We start from the raw sequence: 18,308 nt of genomic DNA, 5'->3' as shown, positions 1-18,308 counted from the left end.
AAACAGATGGGCAAGATCCAAGAATTATCTGAACGTCTAGCGAATCAAATCGCTGCCGGTGAAGTCGTGGAACGGCCAGCCTCTGTTGTCAAAGAACTTGTGGAAAATGCAGTGGATGCCGGCAGCACACAGATCGATATCTTCATTGAAGAAGCCGGTCTACGCAAAATCCAGGTGATCGATAATGGCGAGGGGATTGCCGAAGAAGATGTCGTTACGGCCTTCAAGCGCCATGCCACCAGTAAGATCCATAACCGCGATGACTTGTTTCGGATACGGACACTTGGCTTTCGCGGTGAGGCATTGCCAAGTATTGCCTCAGTCTCGATTTTAACAATCGAAACAGCTGTCAAAGATGCTTCCCAAGGCTCATTCCTTCGGTTGAAGGGAGGCACTGTGGAAGAACATATACCAGCGAACTTGCGCCAAGGAACGAAGATCACTGTAGAAAACCTTTTTTATAATACGCCAGCGCGCTTGAAATATGTCAAAACATTGCAGACAGAATTGGCCAATATCGGCGATATCGTGAACCGTATTGCATTGAGTCACCCGGAAGTTGCTTTTCGCTTGGTCCATGAAGGCAATAAAATGCTGACTACTACTGGTAGCGGGGATTTGAAACAAACCATCGCCGGGATCTATGGTGTTGAGACTGCTAAAAAAATGTTAGCTATCAACAGTGAAGATCTTGATTTTAAGCTGACTGGTTATGTCTCGTTGCCTGAAGTGACCCGGGCTAGCCGTAATTATCTATCCACGATCATCAATGGACGATGCATTCGGAATTTTGCCTTGAATAAAGCAATCGTTGCTGGATATGGCTCAAAATTGATGGTGGGACGATTCCCGATTGCGGTCCTGGAGATCACGATGGATCCATTATTAGTCGATGTCAATGTTCACCCCACTAAACAAGAAGTACGTTTATCAAAAGAAGAAGAACTGACCAAATTGATCAGTAAATCGATCAATGACAGTTTGCGAGACGAGAATTTGATTCCGAATGCTGCCGATAATCTTCGTTTTAAGAAAAAAGTGACCACTGAACCTGTGGAACAAACGAAACTGGATCTGGTAACGAGTCCTACGACTTCTTCGGGATTAACTTTCAACCGCGAGACAGGAAAGTTTCAAGTGGCGTCATCAGGTTATCAACAGACTGTGGATAACTTTGTGGAAAACCCTGTGGAGGAAGGTGGAAAACTTCCAGAAAGCGCGGAGCAAAGGGAAAAGGCTCCGGAGTCTTCGGCATATTCTGTGGAAAATCAAGCAGTTTTCGATAGTCTGGAAGAAACACTGCCCAATAAAACGTTGCGAGATCCCTTTGCTGCGACAGGACCTGTGACAGAGATTGTCCAAGAAGTTGATCAACCAGCAGCGTCTGTTCTCGAGGATGCCAGTCAGCAGGACTTGTCGTTAATCGAAGAGCAGGCGCAAGAACGGCTGCATCCTGAACTGCATGCCGGACAGAAAAACTATACGAAATATGTGGATCGTTTGTTAGAAGAAACGCCTGCCAAGCAACGTTTCCCTCATTTAGAATATTTCGGACAGATGCATGGGACGTACCTGTTTGCTCAAAGCGACGAAGGACTTTATATCGTGGACCAGCATGCGGCCCAAGAACGGATCAAATATGAATATTTTCGGGAAAAAATCGGAGAAGTGAGCGACGATTTGCAAGAATTATTGGTACCGATCGTCTTAGATTATCCCAATAATGATGCGATTAAGTTGAAGGAACAAACTAAAAAATTACAAGAAGTTGGGATCCATTTGGAGGAGTTTGGGGCGAACAGCTTTATTGTAAGGGCGCATCCCACTTGGTACCCAGCAGGAGAAGAAGAAAGCATCATTCGAGAAATGATCGACATGCTTTTAGAGACAGGTTCAGTCAGCGTCAAGAAATTCAGGGAAGCAACAGCGATCATGATGAGCTGCAAACGTTCGATCAAAGCCAATCATTATCTAAATGAGGCGCAAGCACGAATCCTGTTGGCGGATCTTGCAAAGTGTGAGAATCCCTTCAATTGTCCTCATGGACGTCCGGTATTGATTCATTTTACCAATAGTGATATGGAGCGAATGTTTAAACGGATCCAAGATCCGCATCGTGCAAGGAGTGGAATGGAATGATTGTCTTAGCTTCTCAATCGCCACGGCGAAAAGAATTATTAGCGGAATTGGTCCCATCTTTTCAGATACAGCCGGCAGATATCGATGAGTCTGTGGTATTTGGAGAGGCACCAGAGGAGTATGTGCAGCGAATGGCGCGGGAAAAGGCAGCAGCTGTCACAGCCTGCTTTCCCACAGATCTTGTGATCGCCAGTGACACTACCGTAGTGGTTGGCCAGGAGATTTTCGGCAAACCTGTTGATGAAGCAGATGCCAGAAGGATGTTGCAGAAGATGAGTGGAAAGACTCATTGGGTCCATACTGCGGTCGTTTTACAAAAACAAGAAAAACGACGAGAAAAATTGGTTTCTGCACAAGTCTCCTTTAGTCTGTTGACGGAGCAAATGATTACCGAGTATCTGAAAACTGGGGAATATCAAGACAAAGCCGGGGGCTATGGGATCCAAGGAGCAGCAAAAGTGTTTGTTGAAGCGATCCAAGGGGATTTTTATACGATCGTTGGCTTCCCTGTTAATACGGTTGCCAAGTTATTAAAAGAATTTCCGGAGGAGCTGGAAAAATGAATCTATCCGGTAGGTGTCTTTGTGGTCAAGTTACGATTGAGCTAACGGAGGTTCGTCCCCAAGTGACTGCTTGTCATTGCTCAATGTGTCAGAAATTTCATGGTGGTCCTTTTTTAGCGCTGGCCGCTTGTTCCCGTGATCAAATCACATTTACTGGCGAATCCTTGATTCAACGGTATAACTCTTCTAATTGGGCGTAAAGGGGATTTTGCCGCCAGTGTGGTTCTAGCTTATTTTATTATGCACAGGAGACGGCAGAATTCTTCTTTGCCACTGGTTTGTTTCAAGAATTGACAGAAGCAGTTTTCACAGAAGAAATCTATACGAAAGACCAGCCGCCGTTTTATCATTTTGCTGAAAGAACCAGAAGGTGGCCAGAACTGCCCTCTTCTTAAGTAAAGAAGCAAGTTCGTTTACAAACGATTGGAAAAAAGGCAAGATAAGAGAAGAAAGCAGGTGAGAAAAATGTCAGAATCAAAAGAAGATTTGAAAGCGAAATTGTCACCGATCGAATATGCGGTCACACAAGAAAATGCGACCGAACGTCCTTTTACAGGGACTTATGATGATTTTTATGAAAAAGGGATCTATGTGGATATCGTCAGCGGCGAACCGCTATTCGCTTCGACAGATAAGTATGATGCTGGTTGTGGCTGGCCTTCTTTTTCGAAGCCCATCGACCGCAAAGAAATCAAAGAGAAAGCAGATTTCTCTCATGGCATGCACCGTGTCGAAGTCCGCAGTAAAGAAGCAGATTCCCATTTAGGACATGTTTTTTCAGACGGCCCGCAAGACAAAGGCGGGTTGCGCTACTGCATCAATTCCGCAGCCTTGCGATTCGTCCCATTGGAAGAAATGGCTGAGCAAGGATATGGAGAATATACTTCTCTTGTTGAGTAAAGGAGCAAGCTTCGCTTGCTTCTTTTTTTGTCTTTCAGTCTATGCTACAATAAAGGGAACGTATGTACAGCTAGATGTATAGAAAGGAACGGTTATGTACGAATATATTATTGGAAAAGTCACGGATATCTTTCCGGCGTATATCGTTGTTGAAACGCACGGTATCGGTTATCAAGTGGCATTCGGCAATCCGTATGCGTTCAGCGGCAAGCTGAATCAAGAAGTGAAGATTTATCTGCATCAAGTAATTAGAGAAGATGCCCATAGTTTATACGGGTTTTCTACATTAGAAGGAAAGCAATTATTTTTAAAACTGATCAGCGTCTCTGGGATCGGTCCTAAAAGTGCATTGGCAATTATGGCGAATGAAGACCATGCGGGATTGATCACGGCTGTCGAAAACGGAGATGTCACTTATTTAACCAAATTCCCAGGTGTTGGCAAAAAAACAGCACAGCAAATGATATTGGACTTAAAAGGAAAAGTCGCAGAATTAGTCGGTGAAGAGCCAACGGCACCAGTCACTGTGGCGAATACCGCGTTGGACGAAGCGATGGCAGCTTTGAAAGCATTAGGCTATAGTGAAAAAGAAATCAAGAAAGCTGAGAAATATTTAGCGCCTAATACGACTAAATCAACAGATGAATACTTACGAGAAGCATTAAAATTGATGATGAAAAAATAAGGAGCGAGTTAGGTGACGGATGAACGGATTGTTTCACCGGAAACGAATGAAACAGAAGAATTGATCGAAAAATCATTGCGTCCGCAGTTTCTCGCGCAATATATCGGTCAAAATAAAGTAAAAGAAGAGTTGTCGATCTACATTCAAGCAGCCAAAAATCGGGAAGAAGCATTGGATCATGTGCTGCTTTACGGACCACCTGGATTAGGAAAGACGACAATGGCGATGGTCATCGCCAATGAAATGGCGGTCAACATCAAGACGACTAGTGGACCTGCTATCGAAAAGCCGGGAGACTTGATTGCGATTTTGAATGAATTGCAGCCGGGGGATGTCTTGTTTATTGATGAGATCCATCGTTTGCCGCGAGTTGCCGAAGAAATGCTCTATTCTGCAATGGAAGATTTCTTCGTGGACATCATGGTTGGCCAAGGAACAACTGCGCATCCGGTCCATTTCCCGTTGCCGCCATTCACCCTAGTAGGAGCTACGACTAGGGCAGGGATGCTTTCTGCACCATTACGGGATCGATTTGGGATCATTTCTCATATGGAATATTATGAAGACCAAGACTTAAAAGAAATCGTCTTACGTTCAGCGGATATTTTTCAGACGGAGATCGTGGAAGAAGGGGCATTTGAGATTGCTCGACGATCTCGAGGAACGCCAAGGATCGCTAACCGCTTGCTGAAACGTGTTCGAGACTTCGCGCAAGTGCAAGCGAATGGAATCATTGACCGCCAAATCGCAGATAAAGCTTTGCTGCTTTTGCAAGTCGATCATGCTGGTTTAGATTATGTGGATCAGAAGCTGATTCGAACGATGATCGAGTTGTATGGTGGAGGGCCTGTGGGCCTCAGCACATTATCTGTAAACATCGGTGAAGAAACAGAGACCGTGGAAGATATGTATGAGCCTTACTTGATTCAGAGAGGGTTTTTGAAACGAACACCACGTGGACGGATCGCTACCACACTTGCTTATACCCATTTTGGCTATGAAAATCATTTTGAAGAGCTGTAAAGCTCTTTTTTTTATGGTTTAGTGAAACGTTTTTCTATCGTTCATGTTCTAAAATTAGTTGCTTCGAGAAAAGAAACAACGCAATAAACAGTTGCAAGAGCTGTAGAAAAACAAAAATAAGTGATCTGGTGTAGCGGATAACCTTGTTATTAAAGGTTTTTGTTTGTGAAAAATATCTTTAAAGGATATGTAAGTCATTAAAAATGAGATAATGAAAAATGATAAAACTTTAATGATGTAAAGGCTTGCATTTCTTTCTAGCGCGATTTATAATCAACTCGTAGAAACGTTTCACTAAAAAGAAAAAGATAGGATGAGCGTTGAGACGATAACAGAAAGGGTTTTTGCGTATGAGTAAGCTGAAAGAGATATACCGGCAGCGGCAACTGCATTGGATGGTACTACCAGGCGTGGCATTCATGATCGTATTTAATTATATTCCAATTTATGGAATCATTATTGCTTTTAAGAATTATACGGTCATTGATACGATTTCCTCTGCACCATGGGTAGGGTTAGAGAATTTCCGAATTATTTTACACGACAGTTTTTTCTGGGAAGCAGTTGGGAATACGTTAGCAATCAGTATGATGAAGTTAGGCTTAGGCTTTGCGATTCCAATTATTCTCGCCATTATGATTTTTGAGATGCGGGACGGAAAATTGAAGAAATTTATTCAAACCGTTTCGTATATCCCTCACTTTTTTTCTTGGATTGTCCTAGGCGGTATGATGATTTCATGGTTGTCGACCAATGGGTTTATCAACCAAGTCCTGATGTCTTTAGGAATGATGGATAAAGGTGTCAATCATTTGTTGGATCCTGATAAATATTGGTGGATCGCTGTTTTATCTGACCTTTGGAAAGAAGTAGGATGGGGAACGATTTTATATCTTGCAGGAATGTCTCGTATCGATCCAACTTTTTATGAAGCGGCCAGAATCGATGGCGCCACCAAGTTGACGCAGATTCGGACAATCACATTACCACTTTTGACGCCGATCATTTCATTGAATCTGATCCTAAATGTGAGCGGCATCTTAGGATCTAATTTAGACCAGACATTGGTTTTGATGAATTCACAAAACCAAAACAAATCGGAAGTCATCAACTCATTCGTTTATAAAATGGGTCTGACACAAGGCGATTTCTCATATGCAACAGCGGTTGGCTTGGGAATAGCAATCATTTCTGTCATTCTTCTAGTCATCACCGATCGTGTGACACGCAAATTGAACAATGGCAATTCAGTTATCTTATAGGAGGGGTGACCAAGTGATAAAAAGAAGAACACAAGAGAACAAATGGTTTTATTTCTTTAACACAGTGATCCTCGTTCTGTTTTCGCTGCTGATCATTATTCCAATCTGGAATATCTTAGTCTCATCGGTATCTTCTAGTTCAGGGTTGGCTGAAAACGGTCTCGTTTTATGGCCGCGGGGATTTACTTGGGAGAATTACCGGAAAGTATTTTCCGATGACAGTATCCCACGGGCATTTTTGATCTCTGTACTGAAAACATTGATCGGGGCAGTGACACATACACTGTTTTGTGCCGTTGTGGCATACGGACTCAGTAAATCACGGCTGATCGGCCGGAATATCTACACCACGCTAGGAGTCATTACGATGTACTTCGGCGGGGGGATGATCCCAACCTATTTGCTGATCAAATCGTTAGGGTTATTAGATTCATTTTGGGTCTATATCATTCCAGCGTTATTCAGCTATTATGACGTCGTTATCTTGATGAACTTTTTCCGTGAGATTCCTCCTTCTTTGGAAGAATCGGCGAAAATCGATGGGGCCAGCGAATTTCAAATTTTTTACAAGATTTTCCTACCATTAACGAAACCAGCATTAGCTACCATCATATTGTTCAATGGTGTCGGACAATGGAACGACTTTATGACCACAAAATTGTACATCACCAAAGAATATCTCTATCCGCTGCAAATGAAGATCTATGAAATCATTGTGCAGTCCAACTTAAGCACGATGACCGAAAGCGGTAGTACCGACTTTGTCGTGCAGGCAACGACCCGCGGGGTGCAATTGGCTACTATCGTTATCACGACTGTACCAATTTTGATTATCTATCCATTACTTCAAAAACACTTCATCGGCGGTATGATGGCCGGTGCGGTAAAAGAATAGAAAGAGGGATCAGTATGAAAAAAGTATTAGGCAGTTTATTGGCAGCAACAGCATTACTTAGCTTAGCAGCATGTGGCGGCAGCTCGAATGACGCTAGCAGCTCAGATTTTTCGATCAAAGATCGTTATGAGCTTGATGAGAAAACACCAGCATGGAAACTTGATACCAAAAAAGAACCAACTAAAATCACTTGGTACATCAACTCAGACTGGACGGCATTACCTTTTGGGGAAGATGTTACCACCGCACAGATCAAGAAAGATTTAAATATCGATATCGAATTTATTTCCGGAGACGACTCGAAGTTGAATGCACTTATTTCAAGTGGCGATATGCCAGACATCGTGACATTGATGGACAAAACCAGTCAAGCAGCCACTAAAGCAGATAGCTGGGCTTACTCATTGAATGATCTAGCGAAAAAATATGATCCTTACCTATTGAATGTCGTAACAGAAGATACCTTCAATTGGTTTGCATTAGACGATGGCAAAACATATGGCTATCCAAACTATTCGAATACAGCAGCCGATTATGAAAGCGGCAATATTCCGGTAAATGATAACTTCGTCATTCGTGAAGATGTCTATGAAGCACTTGGCAAACCAGACATTTCTAAACCAGAAAATTTTGTCAAAGTAATGGATCAAATCAAAGAGAAATATCCTGATCTAACCCCAATGGGCTTCACGACTGTCGGTGACACAGCAGGTCCTTTCTTAGATAAATTACAAGACTTCTTAGGTGTTCCATTAGAAGATGAATCTGGTAATTACTATGACCGCAACTTAGATGAAGAATATATCAATTGGTTGAAAACATTCAACAAAGTATACCGTGAAGGCAACATCAGTGATGACAGCTTTACAGATGACGGTCCGACCTATGATGAAAAAGTAAAACAAGGGAAATATGCAACGATGCTTGTTGCAGGAACTAGTGGTCAAGGCGGCAACTTTACTGAATTTATGAAGAATTCTGATACTCGCTATATTGCTATTGATGGACCAGCCAGCACATCAGGCCGGAAACCAACATTGAATCAAACCGGTATCTCAGGCTGGTTGATCAACTACATCACAAAAGATGCAGTCGATCCAGCAAAAGTCACTCAACTATTCACTTACTTGATCGATGAACCAGGACAAATCTTGACGAAATTCGGTGTTGAAGGCGTCACTTATGAATACAATGACGAAGGCAAAATCGATTACTTACCTGAAGTAAAAGAAATGGAGAAAACAGATAACGAAGGGTACAACAAGAAATATGGTATCAGTCGCTTCAACTACTTCAACAATGACCGTGTCAATGCATTGAAAGTAGAAACAGAGAGCGCATTAACCCAAATGCAAGAATGGGGTGAAGGAAAACTTTATCCGCACTTTGTTATTGAGAACACAGATCCAGATGCTGGGACTGCAGAAGCTCGTTCCAATAATTCGATCAAAACAAAACTAAATAGCACAGTCATCTCCTTGATTCGTTCAAAAGATGAAAAAACGTTTGATTCAACACTGTCTGATTTTGAAAGTTTCTTAGATTCCAACAATTGGGATGCAATCAAAGAAGTCAAATCTGAAAAAATGGCAGAAAACCGCGAAAAACTTAAATAATCAGTTATAGAAAGGATGAAAAGAGGAAAGCGAGACCCAACGACCTTTCCTCTTTTTGCTTTGAAACACTGCGATTGGCTTACAAAGCAAGACATGCAAGTTCTTCTTGGCGCCAGCCTAGAAGCAACTGTAGGCGAAGCGCAGTGTAGACGAGCAGATGTAGAAAAGTACCTACTCGGTGCTTTGAAACACTGCGATTGGCTTACAAAGCAAGACATGCAAGTTCTTCTTGGCGCCAGCCTAGAAGCAACTGTAGGCGAAGCGCAGTGTAGACGAGCAGATGTAGAAATGTACCAACAAAAGTATATGTAAAAGGATCTTTTTACTACTTTAGCAAAAGGATAATAAACAAGAGATGAGTAAGAAAACAACAAGAAATCAGTAGGATTGAAACTAGAAAGGGAGCAGGTGAGTGGAGATGAAACAAATTTTCTCTTATGAAGGATGGTACTATCGTGTCTTTTCCTTTGCCGCGGATATGATCCTATTAAGTTTTTTGTTCCTTGTTCCTGCGGTCACGATTGTACTGACAGGACCAGCCTTGATCGCCTTGTATCAAACCATCGATCAGCTTTACCAAGAAAAAGATGTTCCAGTTTGGCAACGGTATAGTCGAGCTTTTCTAGCAAATATCAAACGTGGAATCGTACTTGAAGGGATCATCGTGGGGTATGTTGCTGTCACCGCGGCGATCATTTATGGATTGATGGGAATCACCACTTATCTTGGGGTGTTGGCAGTGATACTCAGCAGTTTAGCTGGTTTATTCTTGACGGTGTTTGTCCTACTGTTTTGTTTGTTTTCTTCCACAGTCAAACAAACCGCACACGAAACTGCCTATGCGGTGTTGAGTAGTACCGCAAATGCGATCATCTTGCTAGTGATTCCAGTATTCGTATTTCTATTGCTGAATAAGATCAATTCTTTCTTATTCGTATGTTTAGGTATTTCAGGATTCGCTTATCTGCAAGTACTGTTCTTTCATAAGGTGTGGGCAAAAGAGGGTGACGTCAATGAAATCAATTAGAAATGAACCATCTCAGGAGGAAATCGACCGTTTTTGGCGACAAGTCAAACAAGAAATCAAACAGATTCCATTAGCGTTTGAACGAAAGCAACAACCAGCATTGCTGACAGGAATCGATGTCTATCAGGTCAATTTCCAAAGTTTATACAATGAAACGATTTACGGCTATCTTTTAGTTCCGAAAAATAAGAGCCAACTTCCAATCGTCATCGATTATTTAGGTTATATGAATCACCTACAGGAACCCTTTCAGTTTGCCCACTGGGCATTGATTGATTGTGCCTGCTTGGTGATCGATAATCGCGGGCAAGGCGGCCGTACGAAAGATACACATCCTTATGAAACGACGCAACATGAGGCACCGTTTGGTCGAGGAATTTTAAAAAAAGAAGATTTTTATATGAAACGCATGATTGCAGATAGTCTTCGCCTGCTAGAGGTCGCAGCAGAGCTGCCGGAGATTGATTCTGAACGAGTGATTTTAAGAGGCGGGTCACAAGGCGGCGGGATTGCATTAATTGTCAATGCGCTGGCTGAAACGCCAATCTTTGCGACTTTTGCAGATGTTCCTAGTCACTCGAATATTTCTCACCGCATCGAAAGCAGAACTGGGAGCTATCATGTGATGCAAGAATATATTGATACCTTTCCAGATAGCAAGGAGACCATCTATTACCAAATGGCCTACTATGATTTGAAAAATCTGGCAGCAAAAATCACTGGCCCTGTCTTTGCTTCAGTAGGGAGCCAGGATCCTATCTGCCCAATGACCGATTTTTTTGTCAGTTACCATCGAATCTCAACCCCAAAACAATTAACTGTGTATTTAAACAAAGGGCATGGCGGCGGTGAAGCCAAACAGATTCGAAAAGAAATGCAACAGATCCAAAAATTGTTAAAAAGGATATGAAGAAATGAAAGTGGCAACTTACAATTTACGTGTGGATACGGATTACGATAAAGAGTGGCAATGGTCTTATCGTGCGGACAAAGTATTGGCATTGATCGATTATCATGATTGGGATATTTTGTGCGTACAAGAAGTCCGGCCGACGCAAGTCGCTGATTTAGCAAGATTGACTGATTACGAGTCGGTAACTGCTGAACGAGACGGCGATGGAACAGGAGAAGGTATCGGGATCTATTATAAGAAGACGATGTTTTCTAAAGTAGATTCAGGCTCATTTTGGTTATCTCTGACACCTGATGTGCCAAGTATTCATCCAGAAGCGGAATACTTGCGTCTGTGTTTGTGGACGGTACTAAGAGATAGAAAAGGACATGACTTTTTAGTCATCGATACGCATCTGGACAATATTTCAGAAATCGCCCGTTTTGAAGGGATGAAAGTCATCTTGGAACGGTTAGCGGATAAAATCGCCGCTTTACCCGTTTTACTAATGGGGGATCTCAATGCAGAAGCAGTTGAACGCGTCCATGAATCCCTGCAAACGATTTTTGTTAACGCAAAAGAACAAAATGAAAAAGGACATTACGGTCCCAGAGGTTCCTATCAAAATTTTGACTATCAACTCCCATGGAACCAGTTAGAAGAAATTGATTATATTTATACTAAAGGATTTCGAATCATTAAAACCGGGTGTTTGACGGATTCTTGTGACGGACGGTTTCCTTCCGATCATTTCCCGTTGGAAGCAGATCTCCGATTCGATGAACGATAAAGGTGGAACAAAAATGGAAAAGACAAAATTGACGCACTTACTTGAACAAATGACTATCGATGAAAAAATCGATCAATTATTGCAACTGGCTGCTGCGTTTTATTCAGACAAAGCGGAAGAAAAAACCGGACCGATGAGTGATCTGGGACTGACCCAAGAAACCATCAACAACGCTGGAACAACGCTAGGCGTTTCCGGTGCCAAAGAAGCGATCCGAGTACAACAAGAATACATCAAAAACAATCGCCTGCAGATCCCGACGATTCTAATGGCAGATATTATCCATGGGTTTCGAACAATCTTCCCGATTCCATTGGCTCTAGGTAGTTCGTGGGATCTGAATGCTGCGGAACAAATGGCCGAAATTTCAGCTAGAGAAGCCGCTGTGTCTGGGCTCCATGTGACGTTCTCGCCAATGGTGGACTTAGTCCGAGACCCTCGTTGGGGACGAGTGATGGAATCTACCGGAGAAGATCCCTACTTGAACAGTCGCCTTGCGGAGGCTTTCGTGAAAGGCTACCAAGGAGAAGATTTGACCAATGATTTTGAACGGGTCGCCGCTTGTGTGAAGCATTTTGCGGCGTATGGCGCAGCAATTGGCGGTCGTGATTACAACACAGTCAATATGTCTGAGCGTCAATTGCGGGAAAGTTACTTACCAGGCTACCAAGCCGCACTAGCAGCTGGGGCAAAATTGGTGATGACTTCCTTTAATACGGTAGATGGGATTCCGGCTACAGCGAATCGCTGGTTGTTCCGTGATGTGTTGCGAAAAGAATTTGGTTTTGATGGCGTAGTGATCTCTGACTGGGGTGCGGTCAAAGAAATCATTGCCCATGGCGCAGCAGAGGATGAGAAACAGGCGGCAGAATTAGCGATCAAAGCAGGCGTCGATATTGAAATGATGACGACTTGCTACAACGATTATTTGAAAGAATTGATCGAAGAAGGCGCTGTTGCGGAAGAGTTATTGGATGAAGCAGTATTGCGGATCTTGACCCTTAAAAATGATCTTGGTCTTTTTGAAAATCCTCATCGTGGGGCAGATGAAGCTGCTGAAGCTAGGGTCGTACTTTCGCAAGAACATCGAACAGCCGCGAGAGAAATCGCTCAAAAATCAATGGTTTTATTGAAGAATGAGAACATCTTACCATTTAAATCAACGGAGACGGTCGCGATCATTGGACCAGCGGCTCACTCTAAAGATATTTTAGGTGCATGGTCATGGCAAGGGAAACAAGAAGAAGCCGTTTCATTGATCGAAGGGAGCAAAGCAGTTTCAGAGAACATTCTTTATGGAAAAGAACCATTCGATTATTTTGCGCCAACAGAAGCAGCGATCAATGAAGCTGTTACATTAGCTAAACAAGCAGATAAAGTGGTTCTCGCACTAGGTGAACAAGACTGGATGAGCGGAGAAGCAGCGAGCCGCAGCGATATTCGCTTGCCTGAAGCGCAGTTAGCATTATTCAAACAATTGCAGGCAGTCAATGAGCAACTCGTTGTGACCTTGTATAATGGTCGTCCATTAGATCTTCAAGGCATTGATGAAGCAAAAGCCATCGTTGAAGCATGGTTCCCTGGAACAGAAGGTGGTCACGCATTAGCAAATCTTTTATGGGGACAATACAATCCAAGCGGCCGTTTGAGTATGTCTTTCCCAGAAACAGTCGGTCAAGTACCTGTTTATTACAATACTGAAACTACCGGTCGTCCTTATGAAAGTGCACCTGATGAAAAATATGTCTCGAAATATTTGGATGTCTCCAACTATGCAAAATATCCTTTTGGTTTCGGTTTGAGCTATCACGAGGCTCAGTATAGTGAGTTAAGTTTAGATAAATCACAACTGTCTGCTGAAGAGACACTGACAGTATCCCTTCAGATCAAGAATAATAGCGACTTTGCTGGTGAAGAAACCGTCCAGTTATATCTGCGAGACCTCGTTGGTGAAGTTGTCCGACCAATCAAAGAATTAAAAGGATTCCAAAAAGTATGGTTAGAACCAGGGGAAACCAAAGAAGTAACTTTTTCAATTACGGAAGATATGTTGCGTTACGTCCACAGCAATCAGGAAACATCCAGTGATGCTGGCACATTCCAAGCCATGGTCGGCAGCAACAGTCGCGATCTGCAGATGGCTACATTCAAATTCGTAAGATAAGGATAGGAAGGTTTATATGACACAATATATTACTCTTGAAAAGAATCAGACACGCCTGAGATTTTTGAAAACCGGGGATCTGTATGAAATAGATAGCAATGGCATGATGATCAATCAACTAAATGGCAATCCGTTAGACGGCAGTTTGAATCAATTGTATCTGCGAGTCTATACATCAGAAGGGATTCGTTGGACACCGATGGTCGGTTCTAATTCAGCCAGTAAGTTTGGGTATTCCCAACAGCAGTTGTCTTGGTCAGGAGAGTTTTTGGACGTTCATTATCAAGTGGACTTGCAACTGGCAGAAGATTGCTGGTTTTGGCGAATCCAGTTAACGGGTTCTGGAAAAGCAGATATCATTTATGGTCAAGATATAGGCAATGCACTAAAAGGAGCAGTTCAGTCCAATGAAGCGTATGTTTCTCAATATCTGGATCACCACGTGACTCAGGATAACGGAACGATCGTCGTCTCTTCTCGTCAAAATCAACCGCAATCCGGCAAATTTCCATTAGTCGAACAAGGAAGTTTCCAACCCTTGCGGAGTTATTCAACAGATGGGTATCAATTTTTTGGCAGAACATACAAGGTGACTAATTTGGCGCAAGCCTTAGCGCACGAAACATTAGCGAATGAAGTGTATCAATATGAATTTGCCTACATTGCTTTGCAGTCCGAGTCTTATCAGCTATCTGACGAAACAACAGAAGTCATTTTTTATAGTGCTGTCAAGGCAGATCAGCCACAAGCAGTATCCGGTCCGCAATTCGACCGCCCTTCTCTGAAGGAACAGTTTCAAAAATTGACTTTTGAGTCATTGACGACACAGCTACTTCCGGCAAAACAACTCGGAGCAGCATTGACTGGAGAGACCTTGTCAGAAGCAGATATTTCCGCGCTATTTCCAAAACAGGAAGCAATGGAACGAATCGATGGCCAAATGTATTCATTTTTTACCGAAAACTACCGTCACGTTGTGTTGAAGGAAAAAGAAAGTGCCGTGGAACGGGCTCATGGGCATATATTGCTGAGTGGCAGTGATCTAGTGGTAGATCAGCCGTTGCTTAGTACGACGGTTTATATGTATGGTATTTTCAATTCGCAGATCGTTCTAGGGAATACGTCAATGAATAAATTATTGAGTAACAGCCGTAATGCGTTGAATGTCATGAAACGATCAGGACAGCGGATCTACTTGAAAGAACAGGATACGTGGCGCTTATTGACGATGCCATCTGCGTTCGAGATGGGGCTGAACTCTGCAACGTGGTATTACAAAACAGCAGATGATTTGATCACGGTCACGACGTATACACTGCTTGACAGCCGTGAGATCCGAACGACGATCCATAGCAAAAAGGCTTATTCATGGGCCATCAGCAACCAGTTTTTGATGGGACCAGATGAAGAAGCACCGACAGCGGTTGTGAAAAAAGAGCAGCAAGTAGTGATCACAAGCGGGACTATGTCACCAGTAAAAGAAGCGTATCCAGAATTAACTTATTATCTGCAGGCGGATCAGCCTTTTGATGTGACAGATGATTCCTTGTTCTTACAAGAAAACAGTGATGGCGCACTAACTGTTCTGACATTTGCGGATCAGTCAGAAGTTACCCTTAAGATTCAAGGAACGTTGACCGGAGATCCTTACCGAGAACAAGCGTCTTCTAAGCAGCAAGAAGAAGCAAAATATGTGACGTTCATTGATTCACTGCTGAATCAATTTGAATTGACCCATGACCAAGCAGAAGTCCAAACTCTTAATTTGCTCTCTCGGTGGTACACGCACAACATGCTGGTCCATTATTTGTCTCCTCATGGTTTGGAACAGTATGGCGGTGCTGCTTGGGGGACCAGAGATGTCTCACAAGGACCAACAGAATTTTTCTTAGCAGTCAATCGTCCAGAGATCGTTGCGTCGATCATCAAACACCTCTTTGCCAATCAATTTGCCGACGATGGCAATTGGCCGCAATGGTTTATGTTTGACCGCTACGAAAAACAAAAAGCCGACGAAAGTCATGGAGATGTGATTGTGTGGCCAATGAAAGTCGTCAGCGATTACTTGGAAAAAACGAAGGACTTCGCGATTTTAGAAACGCAAATACCTTATACAGATCGCGAAACGTTCTTAAAGACAAGTCAAACTGCTTCTCTTTATGATCATTTACAGAAAGAGATTGCATATATCGAAGCGAATTTCTTGGAAGGTACGTATCTTTCATGTTATGGGGATGGGGACTGGGATGATACCCTGCAGCCAAACAATAGCAAATTGAAAAAGCAGATGGCCAGCAGTTGGACAGTTGCATTAACTTATGAAGTGATGAAGAAACTAGCGGCACAGCTGAAAGACTATGATCCAAATTATGCTGATCATTTACAAACCATCGTCAGCGGCATTCGTACAGATTTTGATAAATACATTTTGTCCTCAGGAACCATCCCAGGATTTGTTTATATGGAAGACCCTGAACATGTGGAATTGATGATCCATCCAGAAGACAAAAAGACAGGGATTCAGTACCGATTGTTGCCGATGCAGCAAAGCATGATCGGTGAATTACTTTCTCCGGACGAAGCCGAGCACCATTTAGGCATCATCAAAGAACACTTGCAACATCCAGATGGCGTTCGCTTGATGAATCGTCCAGCGGCTTATCATGGTGGGGTCAGTACGAATTTCAAACGTGCAGAGCAAGCAGCGAACTTTGGTCGGGAAATCGGGTTGCAATATGTTCATGCCCACATCCGTTTTACTGAAGCAATGGCCAAATTGGGACAAAAAGAAGAAACTTGGCATGCTTTAGGGGTCATCAATCCTATTCAGTTGCAAGAACGCGTGCCAAATGCAGAACTGCGACAAGCCAATGTCTATTTCAGCAGCTCTGACGGCGATTTCAAAACAAGGCTTGAAGCCCAAGAGAATTTTGGTAAACTTAGAGATGGAAGCGTCGGTGTAAAAGGCGGTTGGCGCGTGTACTCCAGCGGACCAGGTATCTATTTGAATCAATTGATCAGCAATGTCTTGGGCATTCGCGAAATGGCAGATGATTTGTTCCTTGATCCTGTCTTGCCAACTGAGTTATCTGACTTAACGATGACCTACCGGGTCTTTGATCAACCGGTTAAGATCCATTTTCACGAAGCGTCAAAAGAACAGGTATTGATCAATGGCCAACCGGTAGACTATACACTAGCAGAAAACAGCTATCGAAAAGGGGCCTTTTGTTTAGACAAATCAGCAGTGCTGCCGTTGTTCAATAAGGAAATAAATCATATCGATATTTATCGATAGAAAGGAGGAGCCATGGTAGGGATCAAAGATATTGCTAAAAAAGCCGGTGTGTCTATTTCCACTGTATCCTATGCTTTGAACGGCAGCCCTAAAGTGACGGAGGAGACGCGCGCCCGTATCCAAGCGATTGCTCGTGACTTGAATTATGTTCCGAACATGGCTGCTCGTACACTGAAGCGCAGACAAACGAACATCATTGGCGTGTACCTCGCAGACTACGCGGGGAGTTTCTATGGAGAGTTGCTAGACGGGATTAAAAAAAGTCTCGAGACTTTTGGTTACGAAATGATTGTTTGCAGCGGCAAAAAATCCCATTTGTTTATACCAGAGCGTATGATCGATGGAGCCATCATTTTAGATTGGACTTTTCCTTCAGAGGAAATTGAGCGGTATGCTCAGCGGGGACATCAAATCGTTGTACTAGATCGGATCCTCGATCATGAAAATATCCATCAAGTCCTTTTGGATAATAAAGGTGGTGCGGCACTGGCTATTGATAAATTGATTTCAGGTGGCAGCCAACATGTCTTTTTACTTGCTGGTCCTGAAAAAAGTTATGATAGTCAAGAACGGTTAGAAGCCAGTATCAAAGAGCTTACCCGATTTGGCATTTCCTATGATGTAATAGCTGGTGATTTTACTGAACCCTCAGGGTATCGGGGAGCAGAAGAAATTTTAGCAAAAAATCCGCTAAGACCAATCGATATCTTTGCCTTAAACGATGAAATGGCCATCGGGGTTTATAAGTATGTACGTAAAACAGACTTAAAAATCGGAGAAGATATCCGCATCATTGGTTTTGACAATACAGAATTAGGGGCGTTTATACAGCCGCGGTTGTCGACAATTTCTTACTCGAAGCATCGTTGGGGAATGATTGCTTCAGAGAAAATCGTCAAATCGATTCAAGGAGAGCAAGTAGAGGACGAGCATATCTATACAACATTTATTGATGGACGTTCTTTTCCAAATAATTGAAAATGAAGCACCAAACAGAGGACTGTTTGGTGCTTTTTTTGCGCACGGAAATAAAAATACATGCTGTTAAATTAGA

General features: G+C 42.9%; 16 protein-coding genes. All 16 read left to right on the top strand.

Annotated features, from left to right (window positions below; all coding sequences use genetic code 11):
* The first annotated feature begins 6 nt into the window (after positions 1–6).
* Positions 7–2,139 (top strand): DNA mismatch repair endonuclease MutL, encoded by a 2,133-nt coding sequence (mutL, locus tag IGJ45_RS14580; RefSeq protein WP_096710884.1) that lies wholly within the window; start codon positions 7–9, stop codon positions 2,137–2,139.
* On the top strand, positions 2,136–2,702 hold the full coding sequence (locus IGJ45_RS14575; protein ID WP_096710885.1) for a Maf family protein: 567 nt from the start codon (positions 2,136–2,138) through the stop codon (positions 2,700–2,702). The genes mutL and IGJ45_RS14575 overlap by 4 nt, the downstream gene beginning before the upstream one ends.
* Positions 2,699–2,902 carry a GFA family protein gene (locus IGJ45_RS14570; RefSeq protein WP_096710886.1) on the top strand — a complete coding sequence of 68 codons (204 nt, stop codon included), beginning with the start codon at positions 2,699–2,701 and terminating at the stop codon, positions 2,900–2,902. The genes IGJ45_RS14575 and IGJ45_RS14570 overlap by 4 nt, the downstream gene beginning before the upstream one ends.
* Before the next feature lie 265 nt (positions 2,903–3,167).
* Positions 3,168–3,602 (top strand): peptide-methionine (R)-S-oxide reductase MsrB, encoded by a 435-nt coding sequence (msrB, locus tag IGJ45_RS14565; RefSeq protein WP_096710887.1) that lies wholly within the window; start codon positions 3,168–3,170, stop codon positions 3,600–3,602.
* Between the two features lie 94 nt (positions 3,603–3,696).
* Positions 3,697–4,287, top strand: a complete 591-nt coding sequence (gene ruvA, locus IGJ45_RS14560) for a Holliday junction branch migration protein RuvA (RefSeq protein ID WP_003128096.1) — start codon at positions 3,697–3,699, stop codon at positions 4,285–4,287.
* Positions 4,288–4,299: 12 nt separating this feature from the next.
* Positions 4,300–5,310, top strand: a complete 1,011-nt coding sequence (gene ruvB / locus IGJ45_RS14555) for a Holliday junction branch migration DNA helicase RuvB (protein WP_003128097.1) — start codon at positions 4,300–4,302, stop codon at positions 5,308–5,310.
* A gap of 350 nt (positions 5,311–5,660) precedes the next feature.
* Positions 5,661–6,572 carry an ABC transporter permease gene (locus IGJ45_RS14550; protein WP_005470074.1) on the top strand — a complete coding sequence of 304 codons (912 nt, stop codon included), beginning with the start codon at positions 5,661–5,663 and terminating at the stop codon, positions 6,570–6,572.
* 13 nt (positions 6,573–6,585) lie between these two features.
* Positions 6,586–7,467, top strand: coding sequence for a carbohydrate ABC transporter permease (locus IGJ45_RS14545; protein WP_021150594.1), 882 nt, complete (start codon positions 6,586–6,588; stop codon positions 7,465–7,467).
* Positions 7,468–7,481: 14 nt separating this feature from the next.
* On the top strand, positions 7,482–9,083 hold the full coding sequence (locus tag IGJ45_RS14540; protein ID WP_096710888.1) for a sugar ABC transporter substrate-binding protein: 1,602 nt from the start codon (positions 7,482–7,484) through the stop codon (positions 9,081–9,083).
* Positions 9,084–9,098: 15 nt separating this feature from the next.
* On the top strand, positions 9,099–9,395 hold the full coding sequence (locus IGJ45_RS14535; RefSeq protein WP_040013641.1) for a hypothetical protein: 297 nt from the start codon (positions 9,099–9,101) through the stop codon (positions 9,393–9,395).
* A gap of 106 nt (positions 9,396–9,501) precedes the next feature.
* Positions 9,502–10,110, top strand: a complete 609-nt coding sequence (locus tag IGJ45_RS14530) for a DUF624 domain-containing protein (RefSeq protein WP_003128102.1) — start codon at positions 9,502–9,504, stop codon at positions 10,108–10,110.
* Positions 10,097–11,020 carry an acetylxylan esterase gene (locus IGJ45_RS14525; RefSeq protein WP_005470078.1) on the top strand — a complete coding sequence of 308 codons (924 nt, stop codon included), beginning with the start codon at positions 10,097–10,099 and terminating at the stop codon, positions 11,018–11,020. Before IGJ45_RS14530 ends, IGJ45_RS14525 begins: the two co-directional genes overlap by 14 nt.
* 4 nt (positions 11,021–11,024) lie before the next feature.
* Complete coding sequence (locus IGJ45_RS14520; RefSeq protein ID WP_003128105.1) at positions 11,025–11,792, top strand: endonuclease/exonuclease/phosphatase family protein; 768 nt, start codon at positions 11,025–11,027, stop codon at positions 11,790–11,792.
* Between the two features lie 13 nt (positions 11,793–11,805).
* Complete coding sequence (locus tag IGJ45_RS14515) at positions 11,806–13,956, top strand: glycoside hydrolase family 3 N-terminal domain-containing protein (RefSeq protein WP_029486280.1); 2,151 nt, start codon at positions 11,806–11,808, stop codon at positions 13,954–13,956.
* 16 nt (positions 13,957–13,972) lie between these two features.
* On the top strand, positions 13,973–17,254 hold the full coding sequence (locus tag IGJ45_RS14510; RefSeq protein WP_096710889.1) for a GH36-type glycosyl hydrolase domain-containing protein: 3,282 nt from the start codon (positions 13,973–13,975) through the stop codon (positions 17,252–17,254).
* A gap of 12 nt (positions 17,255–17,266) precedes the next feature.
* A complete protein-coding gene (locus IGJ45_RS14505) occupies positions 17,267–18,232 on the top strand; it encodes a LacI family DNA-binding transcriptional regulator (protein ID WP_003128108.1) in 966 nt (321 codons plus the stop codon).
* Positions 18,233–18,308 lie beyond the last annotated feature (76 nt).

The sequence above is a fragment of the Enterococcus sp. DIV0574 genome, assembly GCF_051711125.1.
Classification (GTDB): domain Bacteria; phylum Bacillota; class Bacilli; order Lactobacillales; family Enterococcaceae; genus Enterococcus_D; species Enterococcus_D gallinarum.
Note: the sequence above shows the minus strand (reverse complement) of the source record. Positions and strands in the feature narration are given on the sequence as shown.